This window comes from Nocardioides exalbidus (assembly GCF_900105585.1).
Taxonomy (GTDB): Bacteria; Actinomycetota; Actinomycetes; order Propionibacteriales; family Nocardioidaceae; genus Nocardioides; species Nocardioides exalbidus.
Genome location: NZ_FNRT01000002.1, coordinates 1,321,235 through 1,338,621, shown reverse-complemented (window position 1 = coordinate 1,338,621; position 17,387 = coordinate 1,321,235). Strand labels below are relative to the sequence as shown.

Below are 17,387 nucleotides of genomic sequence, written 5' to 3'. Positions count from 1 at the left end.
GCGGGGGCGCGCACTCGAGCCGGTCGGGCTGGTTAGGCTGGCCCGCATGTCCGTCGCGCTGTCCCGACCCGTGCGCATCGCCGCCGCGATGCTGCTCGCGTGCCTCGGTCTGGCCGTGACCAGCGGCGCCCCGGCGAGCGCCGCCGGGCCGTGCACGCCCGGCTCGCTGCAGGAGCAGATCGACCAGGCGGCGGCGATCTTCATCGGCAAGGTCGACACGGTCTCGACGGAGGGCACCACGACGACCTACGGCATCACGGCGTCGCGCGCCTACAAGGGCACCCCGGAGCGCTCGACCGAGGTCGAGACCCTCGACCGGGCGAAGGCGTGCGGCCTCGTCGACCTCAAGGTCGGCAACGACTACGTCTTCTTCGCCACCGGCGACGCCGCCCCCTACTCCGCCGACCGCCGCGGCGGCACCGGTGCGGCCAACCCGACCAAGGTCACGAAGATCGAGGAGGTCCTCGGTGCGGGCACCTCGGTCGAGCCTCCTCCTCCGCCGACCGCCCAGCTGACCAAGGTCGAGGACTCACCGCCGCGCGGGCTCGCCCGGATGGCGGCGCCCGGGGCCGCTGCCGCGATCATCGGCCTGCTCGGCCTCGTCGTCGTACGACGTCTCGCGCGCCGCTGAGCGCTGCCTTCGGGCTATCGGGGGATCAGAGGTACATCCCGCCGGACGGGCCGCCGGACTCGCCGGCGCCCTCGTCGGTGGGCATGTTCGGCATGCCGGTCGGCTGCTGGGGCGCGCCGCCCTGGCCCATCGGGAGGGCGCGGCGCATCTGCTCGAGCTGGGCGCGCGAGGCGACCTGCTGGGCGTAGATCGCGGTCTGGATGCCGTGGAAGAGGCCCTCGAGCCACCCGACGAGCTGGGCCTGGGCGATGCGGAGCTCGCCCTCCGACGGGGTCCCGGCCTCGGTGAAGGGCAGGGAGAGTCGTTCGAGCTCCTCGACGAGCTCGGGCGCGAGGCCCGTCTCGAGCTCCTTGATCGAGGCGGCGTGGATCTCCTTGAGGCGCTGGCGGCTGGCCTCGTCGAGGGGCGCAGCCTTCACCTCCTCGAGGAGCTGGCGGATCATGCTGCCGATTCGCATCACCTTCGCCGGCTGCTCGACGAGCTCGGTGATGTGGCGCTCGCCCTCGTGCTCGTCGCCGTCGTCGTCGCCCGAGCCCTGCGTCATCGCCGGCAGGGCGCTCGCCGGGATGGTCCCGATCGGCTGGCCGTCGGGTCCGACGACCACGACCACGTCCTCGCCCCGGGCGTCGTCCTTAGTGCTCGCTGCGGACTGGTCGGGCTGCTGCTCGGTCATGCCATGACCCTATCCGGGCCTCTCAATCCCCTCGGAGCGGTGCGTGAGCCACGTTCCGTCCGTCGGAGAGGTGGCTGGGGCACCGCCCACTGGCGTGTCGGGCGGCCCTCGCCGGAAGGGCGGTGCGTGAGCCACGTCCGACCGCGCGGGAATGTGGCTCACTCACCGCTCGCGACCCACGACGAGGTCAGAGCGTCAGGACGAACTTCCCCGCGTGCCCGCCGGCCTCCATCGCCGCGTGGGCGCGGGCGACGTCCTCGAGCGGCATCGTCGCCTCGACGATCGGCCTGACCGCACCGGAGGCGACGAGGGGCCAGACGTTCTCGACGACGCCGCAGCAGATGGCGGCCTTCTCGGCCAGCGGCCGGGCGCGGAGCGAGGTCGCGGTGACCGAGGCGCGCTTGCGGAGCAGCGCGTTGATGTCGAGCTCGCCCTTGGCGCCGCCCTGCATCCCGATGATCACCAGCCGACCGCCGGTGGCGAGGGCGGAGACGTTGCGGGGGAGGTACTTCGCGCCCATGTTGTCGAGGATCACGTCGGCACCGCCGGCCCCCTCCAGCACCTCGACGAAGTCCTCGTCGCGATAGCTGATCGCCCGGGTGGCGCCGAGGGAGAGGCAGAAGTCGAGCTTCTCCCTGGACCCTGCGGTGGTGAAGACCTCGGCGCCGAGGTGGGAGGCCAGCTGGATGGCCATCGTGCCGATGCCGCCGGCACCGCCGTGCACCAGGAACCGCTCGCCCTTCGTCAGGTGCGCCGTCATGAAGACGTTGGACCACACGGTCGTCGCGACCTCGGGCAGCGCCGCCGCCTCGACGAGCGAGAGGCCGGCGGGGACCGGCATGACCTGTCCGACCGGCACGGCCACGCGTTCGGCGTACCCGCCACCGGCGAGCAGGGCACACACCTCGTCGCCGACGTTCCAGCCCTCGACGCCCTCGCCGAGCTCGGCGATCCGGCCGCTGCACTCGAGCCCGATGACGTCGGAGGCGCCGGGCGGCGGCGGGTAGACGCCCATCCGCTGGAGGGTGTCGGCGCGGTTGACGGCCGTGGCGACGACGTCGACGAGCACCTCACCGGCGCCCGGGCGGGGGTCGTCGACCTCGCCGATGGACAGGACTTCAGGGCCACCGGCGGCGGTGGTCAGGACAGCGCGCAAGGGATCAGTCCTCGTAGAGATCGTCGGTGTGGTCGACCGTGGAGTCGTCCGGGACCTCATCGTCCACGTCGTCGGGATCCGGTGCGTCGGCGGGTCGGTCCCAGCTCTCCGCGAGCTGCTGGGCGCGCGCGGCGAGGCGTTCGACGGCGTCCGGGTCGGCGCCCCGGGCACCCGCGGCGATGCCGAGCAGGTAGGCCGTGATGGGCGCTGCCGTCCGCTGCACGTTGTCCGCGACGGTCTTCGCCAGGTCGAGGAGCAGTCCCTCGTCGACCTCGGCCTCGACGTCGAGCACGTCGCTCAGCTCATCGATCCAGTCGTGAAGGTTCACCTCGCCAATGTCTCGCAGACGACGGTCCCCGGGCAAGCAGGTCGGGTCGATCCGCAGCGCCCGGGCTCAGCCGCGCAGGTCGCGCAGGTCCGTCCACGTGTCGACGTCGACCGCCTCGTGACCGCTCGAGGTGACCTCGGCGAGGTCGAGCGGCGCGAGCAGCCGGTGCAGGGCCATCCCGTGCTGGTCCTCCAGCCCCGGACGTACGTCGCCCAGCCGGCGCGCGTCGAGGACACCTGCGAGCTGGCGGCGACCTCCGGCGTCGTGGAGGAACGCCCCGTCCCGGCCGGCGGCCGCCTCGCGCAGCCGCCGCATCGTCGTGGCCGTCACGCGCGGCATGTCGACCGCCAGGACACCGACGAGGGTCGCCCGGCGCAGCAGCGCGTCGACGCCCGTCAGGAGCCCGGCGACCGGACCGCCGCGCGGCGGGTCCTCGCAGACGAACGTGACCGGGCGCTCGGTGTGCACGGCCCCGGGCGCGACGACGACGACCTCGTCGGCGTCGACGTAGGCGTCGATCGCGTGGGCGAGCAGGGTGCGGCCGTCGAGCTCGACGCTCGCCTTGTCGACCCCGTCCATCCGCGCCGCGGTGCCGCCGGCGAGGACGATGCCGCAGAAGGTCACCTCCCCATCCTTGCAGCGGTCCTACGCTGGAGGCATGAGCGACCACCCCACGACCGACCGGCTGCGCGTGCGCGTCCACCAGTGGGCGAGCGGGCTCGAGCCGGCGGAGAACCGCGACCGGCTGGCCGAGGGCGTGGCGCCCGGTGCGGACCTCGTGGTGTTCCCGGAGGCCTTCGCCCGCGACTTCGGCAGCGCCGGGTCCGGCGTGAGCGACCACGCCGAGCCGCTCGACGGGCCCTTCGCGACCGGGGTCGCGAAGGCCGCCGCCGAGGGCGCGTGCACCGTGGTCGCCGGGATGTTCGAGGTCTCGGACGATCCCGGCCGGCCGTTCAACACCCTCGTCGTCCGCGGCGCGAGCGAGGCGTCGTACCGCAAGATCCACCTCTACGACTCCTTCGGCTACCGCGAGTCCGACCGGCTCACCGGCGGCGCGCTCGAGCCCGTCGTGGTCGAGGTCGCGGGATGGCAGGTGGGGCTGATGACCTGCTACGACCTGCGCTTCCCCGAGCTGGCGCGCCGGCTCGTCGACGCGGGTGCCGAGGTCATCGTCGTCCCCGCCGCCTGGCTGCCCGGCGAGCGCAAGGTCGAGCACTGGCGCACCCTGCTCGCGGCGCGCGCGATCGAGAACACCTGCTTCGTCGTCGGGGCCGGCCAGCCGGAGCCGCGCTACAGCGGGCACTCGGCCGTCCTCGGCCCGCTCGGCGAGGTGCTCGCCGAGGCCGACGGACCGGAGCAGACCGTCGAGGCCACCCTCGACCGCACCGCCCTCGAGGCGGCCCGCCGCACCAACCCGTCCCTGGCCAACCGTCGGCTGTAACCTCGTCCGTCGTGTCTTCCCCCACCTCCGACAGCCGCCGCGGGAGCTCCCGCGGCAAGCGGGCTGCCGAGCGCCCGCCGTCGCGGCTGCGCAGGACGCGGAGGACTGACGCCGAGCCGGCGCCCGCACCCGCTGCGGAGACCGCCCCCGCGGTGCCGGTCGCACCGACGATGACGGCCGAGGCGCCCGCCCAGCCACCGGTCGTCGGCACCCCCGAGCCCGACTTCGCCGTGGGTCCGCGGCGCTCGCACCTCGCGCTGTGCCTCGGCGTCCTCGCGCTCGGCGCCCTGGCCCTCGGCTGGTCGGCGATCAACGGGATCTTCCACCACAACCAGACCCTCCGCGCGATCGGACCGGTCCCCGAGTGGGTCGACGGCACCGGCTCGACGCTCGTCGTGACCGCGCTCTCCTGGCTGCTCGCGACGCGCACCGCCGGGCGCCCGCTCATCTCCGCCGGGCTCGCGCTCGTGCTCTCCGTCGGGAGCCTGCTCGTGGGCGGGCGCGTCCTGCTCACCGGCGCGGCCGTGATGACGTGCGTCGTCGGGGCGGTGTACGCCGTCATGGTGACCGTCCCGGCCGTGACCTGGCTTCGGGCGGTGCGCGAGGTCGTGCTCGCCGCCGTGGTCGCGCTGCTCACCGCCCTCGCGGCCGTCGGCTTCGAACCGACCGTCTCGACCGAGCGCTTCGACCTCGCGGCCCTCTTCCTCGCGCTGGGCCTGGTCTTCACCATCGTCTACCGCCTCGGCGCCGGCCTGCACGGCCTCGGCCGCCGCGGCCTGTTCGTGGTGGCGAGCGGCCTCGCGGTGCTGGTGGCGACCCTGGCGTACGCCGAGCTGCTCCGGCGCTACGGCGTGCAGTCGTTCGTCTCCTCGCTCCTCGACTTCGCCGACTGGACGACCGCCCGCATCGGCGCCTTCCCGCGCCCCCTCGTCGTGCTCCTCGGGATCCCGGCGCTCGTGTGGGGCACGCACCTGCGCGCGCGTCGGCGGCAGGGCTGGTGGGTCTGCGCCTTCGGCGTCGCGGCGACCGTGCCGCTCGCGACGAGCCTGGTCTCGCCGGACAGCTCCTACCAGGAGGCGGGCCTCCGCGCGCTCTACGCGCTCGTCCTCGGTGCGCTGGTCGGCTACGTGCTCATCCGCCTCGACCTGGTCTTCACCGGCACCAAGGGCCGCCGCGGCAGGCGTGCCGAGGAAGCCGGACCGCACCGGCCCGAGCCGAGCCGGTTCGCCGCGCTCTGACCGCCCGATCAGCCGGTACGGATCGGTAACCGCTAGCGTCAGCGGCATGGCCCGATCCACGTCCCTCGAGATCGTCTCCGAGCTGGTTGCCAACGTCCTGGTGATCGAGGTCGCGGAGGGTGACCGCGTCGAGGCCGGCGACACCGTCGTGCTGCTCGAGTCCATGAAGATGGAGATCCCGATGCTGGCCGAGCGCGCGGGCACGGTCACCGCGATCAAGGTGACCGTCGGTGACGTCGTGCAGGACGGCGACGTCCTCGTCGTCCTCGACTGACCCCTCCCTCCCCGTCTGCGTGAGCCCTAGGCTCCTGCCATGACTCCTGCGCGCGCTCGCACGGTGCACCTCGTCGTCGCCGTCCTGGCCTGGGGGGCAGTGCTGTTCCAGCTCGTCCTCGTGCTGGCCGGCTCGGACGTGCTCCTCGAGGACGACCCGCCCGGCATGGGCGAGCGGATCTACCGCTTCTTCGCCTACTTCACGATCCAGAGCAACCTGCTGGTGGCGATCCCGTCGACGGTGCTGGTCCTGCGCCCCGACGTGGACAGCCGGTGGTGGCGCGTGGCACGCCTGGCCGGGCTCATCGGCATCAGCGTCACGGGCCTGGTGCACTTCTTCCTCCTGCGCCCGCTCCTCCACCTCGACGGCAGCGACTGGGTCGCCGACAAGTGGCTGCACATGCTCGTGCCGGTCGTGGCCGTCGCCGCCTGGGCCTGGGTCGGGCCCCGTCCCCGCGCGAGCGCGCGCGACGCGGCGTACGCGATCGTCTGGCCGATCCTGTGGACGGCGTGGACCCTCGTGTTCGCCGAGATCGACGGGTGGGTGCCCTACCCGTTCATGGACGCCGACAAGGACGGCTGGGGCCCGGTCGTCGTCGTGTGCGCCGGCATCACGGTGCTGTTCGTCGGCTTCTTCGCGCTCTACGTGTGGCTCGACAAGAGGCTGCGCCCCGCTCCTCAGTAGTGTCGGGAGCATGGAATTCCGATACCTCGGCAACAGTGGTCTCAAGATCTCCGAGATCACCTACGGCAACTGGCTCACCCACGGCTCGCAGGTCGAGAACGACGTCGCCTCGCAGTGCGTGCGCGCGGCCCTCGACGCCGGCATCTCGACCTTCGACACGGCTGACGTGTACGCCAACACGGCGGCGGAGACCGTGCTCGGCGAGGCCCTGAAGGGCGAGCGCCGCGAGTCGCTCGAGATCTTCACCAAGGTCTACTGGCCGACCGGCCCCAAGGGCAAGAACGACACCGGCCTGTCGCGCAAGCACATCATGGAGGCGATCGACGGCTCGCTCGAGCGGCTGCAGACCGACTACGTCGACCTCTACCAGGCCCACCGCTACGACACCGAGACTCCGCTCGAGGAGACGATGCAGGCATTCGCCGACGTCGTGCGCCAGGGCAAGGCGCTCTACATCGGCGTCAGCGAGTGGACCGCCGACCAGCTCCGTGCGGGCGTGGAGCTGTCGAAGGAGCTCGGCTTCCAGCTGATCTCCAGCCAGCCGCAGTACTCCATGCTCTGGCGCGTCATCGAGGACGAGGTCGTCCCCGCGTCGCAGGAGCTCGGCGTCTCGCAGATCGTGTGGAGCCCGATCGCCCAGGGCGTGCTCACCGGCAAGTACAAGCCCGGCGCCGAGCCGCCGGCCGGCTCCCGTGCGACCGACTCCAAGGGCGGGTCCGACATGATCTCGCGCTGGATGAAGGACGACGTCCTCACCGCCGTCCAGGACCTCAAGCCGATCGCCGACGACCTCGACCTGACGATGGCCCAGCTCGCCGTCGCGTGGGTGCTCCAGAACGACAACGTCGCCGCCGCCCTCGTCGGCGCCTCGCGCCCCGAGCAGGTCCACGACAACGTCAAGGCCGCCGGCGTGAGGCTCGACGCCGACGTCATGAAGCGCATCGACGACGCCATCGGCTCGGTCGTGGTCCGCGACCCGAAGCTGACGGCCGAGAACTCGCCCCAGTCGCGCCCGGTCTGACGTACGCCGCACGTGCGGCGGTGATGGCCCCCGGATCGCGATTCGGAGGGCCACATCCGCCGCACGTGCTCACACGTGTCCGAGAAGCTGCCCTCGATCGAGCGGTCTGGGGGCAGCTACTCGGACATGTGTCCGAATGAGACGTCAGGCGACCCGCGTGATCCGGTAGCGCACGAACGCGGGGACGAGGAGCGCGGCGAGGACGGTGAAGACCACCACGAGTACGCCGCCCCCGGCCGCGGCGACGGCGGCACCGGTGGCTGCCGCGGTGGCGCCGTGGGCGACGTCGGCGATGCGGGGGCCGCCGGCGACCACGACGATGAAGATGCCCTGGAGCCGCCCGCGGACGGAGTCGTCCGCCGCGGCCTGGAGCATCGACATCCGGAAGGCGGCCGAGGCCATGTCGGCGCCGCCGCCGATCGCGAGCATCACGACGGCGAGCACGAGCATGACCGTCGGCGCGGAGGGGGCGAGCATCGCGGAGACGCCGAAGCCGACCATGGCCAGGCCCCACACGATGATCGAGACGATCACTGCGAACCCCTGGCGCTCGACGTGGGAGACCCAGCCCGACAGCACGCCGCCGACCACCGCGCCGGCGGGGATCGCGGCGAAGAGCAGCGCGAAGGCCAGGCCGCCCTCGCTCGGGCCGCCGAAGTCGACGTGCGCCATCTCCGGGAAGAGCGCGCGCGGCATCCCGAAGACCATCGCGATCATGTCGACGCCGAACGACATCATCAGCACCGGCTGGGTCCGCAGGTAGCGGAAGCCGTCGACCACCGCCGACAGCCCAGGCACGGCGGTCGCGCCCATCACGGGCAGCGCCGGGAGCCGTACGACCGCGCTCAGGGTCGCGAAGAGCGTGATCGTGTCGAGCAGGTAGAGCCACGAGAAGCCGATCAGCGGGATCAGCGCGCCACCCACGAGCGGGCCGGCGATGCCGCCGGCCTGCATGACCGTCATGTTGAGCGAGTTGGCCGCGGGCAGCAGCTCCTTGTCGAGCAGCCGCGGCAGCAGCGCCGACCGGGTCGGCTGGTTGACCGCGAAGAAGGCCTGCTGCACGGCGAAGAGGCAGAGCAGCAGCCAGACGTTTTCGAGCCCGGAGGCCGCCTGCAGCCAGAAGCACGCGCTCGTCACGATGAGCCCGGTCGTGGTGACCATCAGGAGCGTGCGACGGTCGAAGACGTCGGCCAGCGCCCCGCCCCACAGCCCGAAGACCACGAGCGGGACGAGCCCGAAGACGCCGGTGAGGCCGACGTAGGCCGACGAGCCGGTCATCGCGTAGATCTGCGCGGGCACCGCCACGACGGTCAGCTGGGCCCCGATGACCGTGACGATGTTGGCTCGCCAGAGCCGCTTGAAGTGGGGGTTCGCCAACGGGCGGGTGTCCGCCAGCAGTCGCCTCTCCACCTCCGCAGGCTAGGCGAGCGCCGGCGGCCGCCGACGGGGTGGTCCGCGATGACCTAGCATCGTCGCGTGGCGATGAACCAGGACACGGCCGGGCTGACCGCCGAGGCGGCCCTCTTCCACGCCCTGTCCGATCCCTCGCGGCTGCTGATCGTGCGCCACCTCGTCCTCGGCGAGCACCGGGTCGTCGACCTGACGGCCCACCTCGGGCTCGCGCAGAGCACGGTCTCCAAGCACCTCGCCTGCCTCAAGGACTGCGGCCTGGTGACCTCGCGCCCCGAGGGCCGGGCGTCCATGTGGTCGCTGAACCACGCAGGCGAGCTGCTCGAGGTGCTCGGCACCGCCGAGCGGCTCCTCGGGCTCACCGCGATGAGCCCGGCCCACCACTACGAGGACCACCACCGCTGAACGGCGGTCGGGCAGTGGCTGGGCCGTGGCTCAGAGCAGCGTCGACCAGTACGACCAGAACCGCTGCAGGATCAGCAGCACCACGACGGCGTACACCCCGAAGAGCAGCGGCGCCGACCAGCCGTCGAGGAAGCGGCGCAGGCCACCGTCGCGCGCGGCCTCGCCGAGGACGCCCTCGCGGAGGTTGCGGCGGGTGACGTACCAGAAGGTCGGGATCACCACGACCCACACGACCATGCAGTAGGGGCACAGCGCGCCGATGCGGTAGAGGCTCTGGAAGGCCAGCCACCCGATCAGGGCGAGCGCGACGGTGACGCCGGCCTGGAGCCCGGCCCAGTACCACCGGGCGAAGCGGGCGCCGGCCAGCAGCGCCATGCCGGTGGCGATGACGACCGGGAAGGCGGCGACGCCGATGAGCGGGTTCGGGAAGCCGAGGAGCGCGGCCTGCGGGGTCTGCATGACGTTGCCGCAGCTGAGGATCGGGTTGATGCTGCACGACGGGACGTAGGTCGGGTCCTCGGCGAGGTGGATCCGCTCCACCAGCAGCACCGCCGCCGCGACCAGGCCGATCAGGCCGCCCACGACGAGGCCGACGGCGAGCCGCCGGTCGCGGAGGTCACGGTCGAGGTCGAGGTCGGCACCGGTCTCGGTGTCGTGCTGCGTCATCGGCGGAACCTCACTGGCTCAACGGAGTGGGGAGCGGGCGGCTCCGCACCATCTTCCGACATCGCGCCAAGGCTGGACGTGCCGGGTGCCGTGCACCTATCATCGCCAATGAGCGATGACAAAGACCACAAGCGATGGAGTACGACGATGGGTGCAGGTCACGGGCACGGCAGCGCGGCCGGTCGGCACCGCTGGCGCCTCGCGGTGGCCTTCGGCCTGGTGGCGGCCTTCTTCGTGGTCGAGCTCGTCGTCGGCCTGGCCGCGCAGTCGCTCGCGCTGATCTCCGACGCCGGGCACATGGCCGCTGACGTGGTCGCGCTCGGCGCCGCGCTGGTGGCGACGAAGATCGCGACCCGTCCCGACGGCACGGGGCGTCGGACGTACGGCTCCTACCGGGCCGAGGTCTTCGCCTCGGGCCTGACGGTGCTGATCATGCTCGGCGTCTCGGTCTACGTGGTCGTCGAGGCGGTGACCCGGATCGGTGAGACCGTCGAGGTCGCGTCCGGCCCGATGCTGGTCGTCGGTGGTCTCGGGCTGCTCGTCAACGTGGTCTGCCTCGTCCTGCTCCGCGGGGGAGCGCGGGAGTCGATCAACGTCAAGGGCGCCTACTTCGAGGTCGTCGCGGACGCCGCCGGCAGCGTCGGCGTGCTGCTGGCCGGCCTCCTCGTCGGCCTCACCGGGGCGGGCCAGTGGGACACCGCGGTCGCGGTCGCGATCGGCGTCTTCGTCGCCTTCCGCGCGGTGGTCCTCGGCCGCGAGGTGCTCGCCGTCCTCGGACAGCACGCGCCCCAGGACGTCGACCTCACCGCCGTCGTGCGCGACCTCGAGCAGGTCTCCGGCGTCGCCGAGGTGCACGACCTGCACGCCTGGACCCTGACGTCGGGGATGAACGTCGCCACCGCCCACCTCGTGCTCTGCGTCGGCGCCGACTCGCAGGCCGTCCTCGCCGGCGCGCAGACCACCCTGCGCGAGGGCCACGGCATCGAGCACGCCACCCTCCAGGTCGAGGCGAACCCGGCCAAGGAGTGCCACGCGGCCACGTGGTGAGGGCCGTCACCCCGGGGTCGATCCCGGGGCTCACCCCGATGGGTAGCGCGGGGCTGCGAACTATGCTGGAAACAAGGGAGCCACCGCTCCCACCACTCGAGCCACAGGAGCACTCATCATGGCCATCATCGGTTTCCTCGTCTTCGGGCTCGTCGTCGGAGCCCTGGCCCGGCTGATCAAGCCCGGCAAGCAGAACCTCAGCATCCTCGCGACCCTCGGCCTCGGCGTCGTCGGTTCGCTGATCGGTGGCGTCGTCGCCAGCGCGCTCGGCACGGGTGACATCTTCGAGCTCAACATCCTCGGGGCCATCGTCGCGATCGTCGCCGCCGTCCTGCTGATCGGTGTCGCCGAGTCGCTCACGGGTCGCAACAAGACCCACGTCTGACGCTGGCCGCTCCGGCCCCGACGCTCCCCCACGGGTGGCGGCGCGGGGCCGGTGGTGATTTCACGGGCGTCGGTGGACCGGGCTGCGAGGATCGGCGCGTGAACGAGGAGCGGCAGGAGACGGCGTACGGCATCGGCGCGTGGGCCGCGGCAGCACTGGTCTTCGGGTCGTCGGCCGCCGTGCTGGTCGTCGAGCTGGTCGCGCTGCGGCTGCTGGCGCCGCACTACGGCCTGACGCTCGAGACCAACACGATGGTCATCGGGCTCGCGCTCACAGCGATCGCGGCCGGCACCTGGGCGGGTGGGTCGGCCGCCGACCGGCTGCCGCCGCGCCACCTCCTCGGACCCCTTCTCGGGATCTCGGGCGCCGCCGTCGCCGTGACGCCCTCCGTCGTCCGCGCCTCGGCGGCGAGCGACAACCCGGGCCTGCTCCTGATCGCCGCCACGTTGTCGATCCTCGTGCCGGGCGCGCTCCTGTCGGCGGTGAGCCCGGTCGTCATCAAGCTCCGGCTGCGGTCGCTCGACGAGACCGGGTCGGTCGTCGGCCACCTGTCGGGCATCGGCACGGTCGGCGCGATCTTCGGGACAGTCGTGACCGGGTTCGTGCTGATCTCGCGGGTGCCGGTGAGCGGGATCCTCGTCGGGCTCGGCGTCGCGCTGCTCGTCACGTCGGTGCTGGTCCAGGTCGCCGGTCGCCGTGGCCGCGGTGACCTCGTGACTGCTGCCGTGGTCGCGCTCGGTGCCCTCGGTGCGGCGGCCGCGCCGAGCGGCTGCGACACCGAGACGACGTACCACTGCCTCGCCGTCGACGCCGACCCGCTGCGCGCGAGCGGCCAGGTCCTCGTGCTCGACGGACTGCGCCACTCCTACGTCGACGACGACCCGACCTTCCTCGAGTTCTCCTACGTGCAGGCGATGGCCTCGGTCGTCGACACCGCCTTCCCCGAGGGCGATCCGCTGGACGCCTACTACCTCGGCGCCGGCGGGCTGACGCTGCCGAGGTACGTCGCCGCGACCCGGCCCGGGTCGGCCAACCTGGTCTCCGAGATCGACGGCGGCGTGGTGGAGGTCGACCGCGAGCTGCTGGGCGACGACTTCCCGGCGAGCACCGACGTCCGCATCGAGGACGGCCGCCTCGCCCTCGACGACCTCGAGCCCGCGAGCCGCGACCTCGTCGTCGGGGACGCCTTCGGCGGGATCAGCGTGCCGTGGCACCTCGCGACCGAGGAGGTGCTGGCCGGGATCGAGCGCGCGCTCGGCGCGGACGGTGTCTACGTCGCCAACGTCATCGACAACGCACCCCTCGCCTTCGCGCGCGCCTACGTCCGCACGACGGCCGAGGTGTTCGACGAGGTCGCCCTGTTGGCCGCGCCCGAGGTGCTCGCCGGCACGGGTGGCGGGAACCTCGTGGTCGTGGCCTCGCAGCAGCCCGTCGACCTCGCTGCCGTCGAGGCACGAGCCGCGGAGCGGGACCTCGACTGGGGCTCGCTCGCCGGCGACGACCTGGCCGCGTGGTTCGGCGACGCGCCGCTCCTCACCGACGACTTCGCGCCGGTCGACCAGCTGCTGACGCCCTACCGCCAGTGACCCTCAGACGTCCTCGGGCCGGAAGAACTCGTGCACCAGCGAGACCACGTCGGCGATCGAGTCGACCACGCGGGTGGGGCGGTAGGGAAAGCCCTCCACCTGGTGCCGCTCGGTCGCGCCCGTCGCGACCAGGATCGTGCGGAGGCCGGCCTCGAGGCCGCTGATGATGTCGGTGTCCATCCGGTCGCCGATCATCACGGTCGTCTCGGAGTGCGCCTCGAGCCGGTTGAGCGCGCTGCGCATCATGAGCGGGTTGGGCTTGCCGATGAAGTACGGCTGGCGACCCGTCGCGGTGCTGATCAGCGCGGCCACCGAGCCCGTCGCGGGCAGCATGCCCTGCGCGCTCGGACCGCTCGGGTCGGGGTTGGTCGCGATGAACCGGGCGCCGTCGTTGACGAGGCGGATGGCCCGGGTGATCGCCTCGAACGAGTAGGTCCGGGTCTCGCCGAGGACGACGTAGTCGGGGTCCCGGTCGGTCATCACGTAGCCGATGTCGTGCACTGCCGCAGTGAGGCCGGACTCGCCCACGACGTAGGCCGACCCGCCCGGGCGCTGGTCGTCGAGGAACTGCGCGGTCGCGAGCGCCGAGGTCCAGATCCGGTCCTCCGGCACGTCGATCCCGCTGCTGCGGAGCAGCCGCACCCGCAGGTCGCGCGGGGTGAAGATCGAGTTGTTGGTGAGGACGAGGAACGGGATGTCCTGGTCGCGCAGCGCGGCGATGAACTCCTTGGCGCCGGGGATCGGGTCCTCCTCGCGGACGAGGACGCCATCCATGTCGGTGAGCCAGGTCAGCACGGGGCGCGGGGTGTCGGTCACGGGGACAGTCTGGCCGAGGTCGACCGACGTAGGCTCGAAACGTGGACGAGCTGGTGTCGGCGGAGGCGTTCGACGACCTCGTGCGTGACGCGATCGACGAGCTGCCGGAGTGGGTCGAGCACTTCGTCGAGGACATCGTCATCACCGTCGACGACCGGCCGCCGGCCGAGATGGTCGGCCCCGGGCGGACGCTGCTCGGTCTCTACCGCGGCGTCCCGCGCACCCGCTACGGCGGCCGCCCGCCCGGCTCGATGCCCGACACGATCACCCTCTACCGGCTGCCGATCCTGGCCACCTGCCGCGACGCGGAGGACGTACCGGCGCGGGTGCTGAAGGTGCTCGGCCACGAGGTCGGGCACGCGTTCGGGCTCTCGGACGAGCGGCTGCGCGAGCTCGGCTGGCACTAGTCGCCGGAGGACGCCGCCGGGTGTGACCGCTCGAGCTTCGCGCCCTCCACGTCGACGTCCGGCAGGATCCGGTCGAGCCACCCCGGGAGCCACCACGCCTTGTCGCCGAGCAGGTGCATCGCGGCCGGGATGAGCAGCATCCGCACCACGAAGGCATCGAGCAGGACGCCGAAGGCGAGCCCGAAACCGATCGGCTTGATGGTCGAGTCGTGGGAGAAGACGAAGCCCGCGAAGACCGAGATCATGATGATCGCGGCGGCCGTGACGACCGACCGCCCGGCGCGCAGGCCGTGCTGGACGGCGACGCGGGCGGGCGCGCCGTGGGCGTAGGACTCGCGCATCCCCGACACCAGGAAGAGCTGGTAGTCCATCGCCAGCCCGAACAGGATGCCGGTGGCGATGATCGGCAGGAAGCTCAGCACGGGGCCGGGCTCGTGGACGCCGAAGAGGTCGGAGAGGAAGCCGATCTGGAAGATCGCGGTGATGCCGCCGAAGGCCGCCAGCAGCGAGAGCACGAACCCGAGCGTCGCGGTCAGCGGCACCAGGATCGAGCGGAACACGATGACCAGGATGAGCAGCGAGAGCCCGACGACGAGCACGAGGTAGAGCGGGAGCACGCCGGAGAGCTGCTCGGAGATGTCGATGTTGGCGCTGGCGTTGCCCGCCACGCCGAGGGTCGCGACACCGCCGTCGGTCTCGGGGGTCATGTCGCGCAGGTCGTGCACCAGCGCCTCGGTCGACTCGCTCGAGGGCCACCGCTCGGGGATGACCTGGAACGCGAGGGCGTCGCGGTCCTTCGACGCCCCGATGGGGACGACGGCCACCACGTCGCCGAGGTCGCCCATAGCGCTGCCGACGGCCGCCTGCGCGGCGAGGACCTCGTCCTGGGCGATCGGCGCCGGGAGGTCGGCGACGACCAGGAGCGGACCGTTGAAGCCGTCGCCGAACTTCTCGGCCTGCACCTCGTAGGCCTGGTAGGCCGCCGAGTCCGGGGGCTGGGTCGCACCGTCGGGCAGGCCGAGGCGCATCTGCGTCGCGGGCGCGGCGACGACCAGGAGGGCGGCGATGCCGAAGCCGAGCACGCCCCAGGCGCGGGCGGTGCTCATCGGCCGGTCGCGGTCGGTGACGGCCGCGTCGTCCGCGCGGTGCCCGGCGGCGAGCGTCGCCCGCTCCCGCTTGCGGAGGATCCGCATCCCGACCAGCGACAGGATCGCCGGGGTGAGGGTGACGGCCATCAGGATCGCGACGAGCACGGCGACCGCGCCGACGGTGCCCATCAGGCCGAGGAAGCCGATGCCGGTGATGTTGAGCGCGAGCAGCGCGACGATGACGGTGATGCCGGCGAAGACGACCGCGTTGCCGGAGGTGCCGTTGGCGAGCCCGATCGACTCGTGGAGGTCGGCGCCCTGCTTCAGCTGGCGACGGTGGCGGTTGATGATGAAGAGCGAGTAGTCGATGCCGACCGCGAGGCCGAGCATCACGCCGAGCACCGGCGTGACCGAGACGAAGTCGACGACGCCCGACAGCGACAGCGAGCCCAGGGACGCGACGCCGACCCCGAGGAGTGCGGTCAGCAGCGGGAGCGCCGCGCCGATCAGCGTCCCGAGCATCACGGCCAGCACGATCGCGGCGATGACGACGCCGGCGACCTCGCCCGGGCCGAGGATCGACGGCACGGTCTGGGCGATCTCCTGCGACGGCAGCACGCGGACGCCGTCGATGCCGGCGTCGGCGACCAGGTCCTCGATGGCGGTCTTCGCCTCGGCGCTGACCTCGTTGGTCGCGACCTCGAAGACCACGTTGGCGACGGCGGCCGAGCCGTCCTCGGAGACGGACCGGTAGGGCGACGACAGGTCGGACAGCGTCTTGCCGAGCTCGAGCTCCGGTGCCTGCTCGTCGATCTTCGCGCGGTTGCGGTCGATCTCGGCCTGGCCGTCGTCGAGCTGCTGCTGGGCCGCGGCGAGCTGCTCGCGGACGGCCGCGAGGGTGCCGCTCTCGCGGGCCTGCCGACGCTGCTCCGCGAGGGCCTCGCGCCCTGCGTCGACCTGCGCCTGGGCCGCGTCGAGCTGGGCGAGGCCGTCGGTCAGCTGCTGCTCGCCGTCGGCCACCTGCTTCGCGGACTCGTCGAGCTGCTGCTGGGTGTCGAACGGGTTGGTGACGTCGGCGACCTGGTCGGACTGCGCGACCTCGTCGAAGAGGTCGCCCAGCTGCGACTCCTGCTCCGCGGTGAAGGCAGAGCCGTCGGTCGTCTCGGCGACCAGCGCGCCGTTGCCGCCGCCGGTGCCCTCGAAGTCGTCCTCGAGCTGCTGGGAGACCCGCGTCGTCGGGGTGTCGGGCAGCGTGATCGACGACGACAGCGCGCCGGCGAACGACACGTAGGTCACCGCCGTCAGCACCAGCAGGGCCAGCCAGGCGCCGATGACGGTCCAGTGGCGGCGGGCCGCGAAGCGACCGAGGCGGTAGAGGAGCTCAGCCATGCGGGGCCGGCCTTTCGGGGGTCGTGGTGGTGCCGGCGTGGCCGACGCGGAGGCGGTGGAGCAGTCGGTCGAGCAGCAGGTCCCAGTCGGCGCGGGCGCCGGGCGGGACGTCGTACGCCATCGCGGGGTGCTGACGGAGCCAGTGCCCCGCCATCAGGGCGAGGCCGTTGGTGAGCAGGCAGAGGGTGAGCTCGAGGTCGAGCGGGTCCAGGCCCGGCGCGCGCTCGAGGAGGCGCTCGCGCAGGCGGCCGCCGACGTGCTCGAAGGCCGAGCGGGAGATGCCGGCGGCGCGCTCGTCCTCCGGGCCGGCGCCGCCGAGCACGTGGCTGATCGTGACGATCGCGCTCGCGAGGTCGACGTCGCGGGCCGCCTCGCCGAGCGCGTCGAGGGCGAGGCGGTGGCCCTCCGGCCCGGCGGGCAGGTCGGCGGTGCGCCGGTCGACGCCGTGGAGCAGCTCGGTCGTCACCTCGGCCAGCACCTGCTCGCAGACCGCGACGAGGAGGTGGTCGACACCCGGGAAGTGGTTGAAGACCGTCCGCCGCGAGACGCCGGCGAGCTCCGCGACCCGGTCGACGGTGAAGCCGTGCGCGCCGTGCTCGGTCGCGAGGGCCCGTGCGGCGTCGACGATGGCCCGGTGGCGCTGGTCGCGCTGGGTCCCGGGGTCGGTGGCGGTCACGGCATCAGTGTTGCACTCAGTGCAAATGACCCCGATCGGCTTCCGGTCCGTCATCCCGACCTCGCT

20 protein-coding genes are annotated in these 17,387 nt (G+C 72.5%); 11 read left to right on the top strand and 9 right to left on the bottom strand.

Features of this window, described 5'->3' with window-relative positions; genetic code table 11:
• Window positions 1-46: 46 nt before the first annotated feature.
• Window positions 47-631, top strand: coding sequence for a hypothetical protein (locus tag BLV76_RS06745; protein WP_090968439.1), 585 nt, complete (start codon window positions 47-49; stop codon window positions 629-631).
• Window positions 632-656: 25 nt separating this feature from the next.
• Here BLV76_RS06745 and BLV76_RS06740 read toward each other — a convergent pair whose 3' ends face one another.
• The 4 genes from BLV76_RS06740 to mobA all read right to left on the bottom strand — a co-directional run bounded on the left by BLV76_RS06740 (window position 657) and on the right by mobA (window position 3,412).
• Complete coding sequence (locus tag BLV76_RS06740) at window positions 657-1,175, bottom strand: bacterial proteasome activator family protein (protein ID WP_090972421.1); 519 nt, start codon at window positions 1,173-1,175, stop codon at window positions 657-659.
• A gap of 316 nt (window positions 1,176-1,491) precedes the next feature.
• On the bottom strand, window positions 1,492-2,460 hold the full coding sequence (locus BLV76_RS06735) for an NAD(P)H-quinone oxidoreductase (RefSeq protein WP_217630284.1): 969 nt from the start codon (window positions 2,458-2,460) through the stop codon (window positions 1,492-1,494).
• Between the two features lie 4 nt (window positions 2,461-2,464).
• The gene (locus BLV76_RS06730) at window positions 2,465-2,788 is read right to left on the bottom strand and encodes a DUF6457 domain-containing protein (RefSeq protein WP_090968437.1); all 324 of its coding nucleotides are present in this window, start codon (window positions 2,786-2,788) and stop codon (window positions 2,465-2,467) included.
• Window positions 2,789-2,854: 66 nt separating this feature from the next.
• A complete protein-coding gene (mobA, locus tag BLV76_RS06725) occupies window positions 2,855-3,412 on the bottom strand; it encodes a molybdenum cofactor guanylyltransferase (RefSeq protein WP_245734573.1) in 558 nt (185 codons plus the stop codon).
• A 34-nt stretch (window positions 3,413-3,446) separates the two neighbouring features.
• Between mobA and BLV76_RS06720 the strand changes: the two genes are divergently transcribed.
• From BLV76_RS06720 to BLV76_RS06700, 5 genes are read left to right on the top strand one after another with little or no spacing between them, the layout of a single operon-like run.
• On the top strand, window positions 3,447-4,229 hold the full coding sequence (locus BLV76_RS06720) for a carbon-nitrogen hydrolase family protein (RefSeq protein ID WP_090968436.1): 783 nt from the start codon (window positions 3,447-3,449) through the stop codon (window positions 4,227-4,229).
• A gap of 11 nt (window positions 4,230-4,240) precedes the next feature.
• A complete protein-coding gene (locus BLV76_RS06715; protein WP_139306503.1) occupies window positions 4,241-5,467 on the top strand; it encodes a hypothetical protein in 1,227 nt (408 codons plus the stop codon).
• Between the two features lie 46 nt (window positions 5,468-5,513).
• Window positions 5,514-5,741: a biotin/lipoyl-binding carrier protein gene (locus BLV76_RS06710; protein ID WP_090968434.1), complete on the top strand. Its 228-nt coding sequence runs from the start codon at window positions 5,514-5,516 to the stop codon at window positions 5,739-5,741.
• Between the two features lie 39 nt (window positions 5,742-5,780).
• Window positions 5,781-6,425 carry a Pr6Pr family membrane protein gene (locus BLV76_RS06705; protein ID WP_139306502.1) on the top strand — a complete coding sequence of 215 codons (645 nt, stop codon included), beginning with the start codon at window positions 5,781-5,783 and terminating at the stop codon, window positions 6,423-6,425.
• Window positions 6,426-6,435: 10 nt separating this feature from the next.
• Complete coding sequence (locus BLV76_RS06700; RefSeq protein ID WP_090968432.1) at window positions 6,436-7,446, top strand: aldo/keto reductase family protein; 1,011 nt, start codon at window positions 6,436-6,438, stop codon at window positions 7,444-7,446.
• Window positions 7,447-7,590: 144 nt separating this feature from the next.
• Here the strand turns inward: BLV76_RS06700 and BLV76_RS06695 are convergent, their stop codons facing one another.
• Window positions 7,591-8,856 (bottom strand): MFS transporter, encoded by a 1,266-nt coding sequence (locus tag BLV76_RS06695; RefSeq protein ID WP_090968431.1) that lies wholly within the window; start codon window positions 8,854-8,856, stop codon window positions 7,591-7,593.
• A 72-nt stretch (window positions 8,857-8,928) separates the two neighbouring features.
• On the opposite strand from BLV76_RS06695, the gene BLV76_RS06690 reads away from it, so the two are divergent.
• Complete coding sequence (locus BLV76_RS06690; protein WP_090972418.1) at window positions 8,929-9,261, top strand: ArsR/SmtB family transcription factor; 333 nt, start codon at window positions 8,929-8,931, stop codon at window positions 9,259-9,261.
• Window positions 9,262-9,291: 30 nt separating this feature from the next.
• Here the strand turns inward: BLV76_RS06690 and BLV76_RS06685 are convergent, their stop codons facing one another.
• The gene (locus BLV76_RS06685) at window positions 9,292-9,927 is read right to left on the bottom strand and encodes a vitamin K epoxide reductase family protein (protein ID WP_090968430.1); all 636 of its coding nucleotides are present in this window, start codon (window positions 9,925-9,927) and stop codon (window positions 9,292-9,294) included.
• Between the two features lie 147 nt (window positions 9,928-10,074).
• On the opposite strand from BLV76_RS06685, the gene BLV76_RS06680 reads away from it, so the two are divergent.
• The 3 genes from BLV76_RS06680 (at window position 10,075) to BLV76_RS06670 (ending at window position 12,945) form a co-directional block, all read left to right on the top strand.
• Entirely contained in the window at window positions 10,075-10,974 is a 900-nt protein-coding gene (locus BLV76_RS06680) for a cation diffusion facilitator family transporter (RefSeq protein WP_090968429.1), read from the top strand.
• Between the two features lie 118 nt (window positions 10,975-11,092).
• Window positions 11,093-11,359: a GlsB/YeaQ/YmgE family stress response membrane protein gene (locus BLV76_RS06675; RefSeq protein WP_245734572.1), complete on the top strand. Its 267-nt coding sequence runs from the start codon at window positions 11,093-11,095 to the stop codon at window positions 11,357-11,359.
• A 98-nt stretch (window positions 11,360-11,457) separates the two neighbouring features.
• On the top strand, window positions 11,458-12,945 hold the full coding sequence (locus BLV76_RS06670) for a fused MFS/spermidine synthase (protein ID WP_175539596.1): 1,488 nt from the start codon (window positions 11,458-11,460) through the stop codon (window positions 12,943-12,945).
• A gap of 3 nt (window positions 12,946-12,948) precedes the next feature.
• Here the strand turns inward: BLV76_RS06670 and BLV76_RS06665 are convergent, their stop codons facing one another.
• Complete coding sequence (locus BLV76_RS06665) at window positions 12,949-13,719, bottom strand: HAD-IIA family hydrolase (RefSeq protein ID WP_090972414.1); 771 nt, start codon at window positions 13,717-13,719, stop codon at window positions 12,949-12,951.
• 83 nt (window positions 13,720-13,802) lie between these two features.
• Here BLV76_RS06665 and BLV76_RS06660 point away from each other — a divergent pair, with 83 nt between their 5' ends.
• The gene (locus BLV76_RS06660; RefSeq protein WP_090968428.1) at window positions 13,803-14,168 is read left to right on the top strand and encodes a metallopeptidase family protein; all 366 of its coding nucleotides are present in this window, start codon (window positions 13,803-13,805) and stop codon (window positions 14,166-14,168) included.
• Here the strand turns inward: BLV76_RS06660 and BLV76_RS06655 are convergent.
• Both BLV76_RS06655 and BLV76_RS22450 read right to left on the bottom strand, forming a co-directional pair.
• Window positions 14,165-16,645, bottom strand: a complete 2,481-nt coding sequence (locus BLV76_RS06655) for an MMPL family transporter (RefSeq protein ID WP_090968427.1) — start codon at window positions 16,643-16,645, stop codon at window positions 14,165-14,167. The genes BLV76_RS06660 and BLV76_RS06655 overlap by 4 nt on opposite strands.
• Window positions 16,638-17,321, bottom strand: a complete 684-nt coding sequence (locus tag BLV76_RS22450) for a TetR/AcrR family transcriptional regulator (protein ID WP_217630283.1) — start codon at window positions 17,319-17,321, stop codon at window positions 16,638-16,640. The genes BLV76_RS06655 and BLV76_RS22450 overlap by 8 nt, the downstream gene beginning before the upstream one ends.
• Window positions 17,322-17,387: the final 66 nt, after the last annotated feature.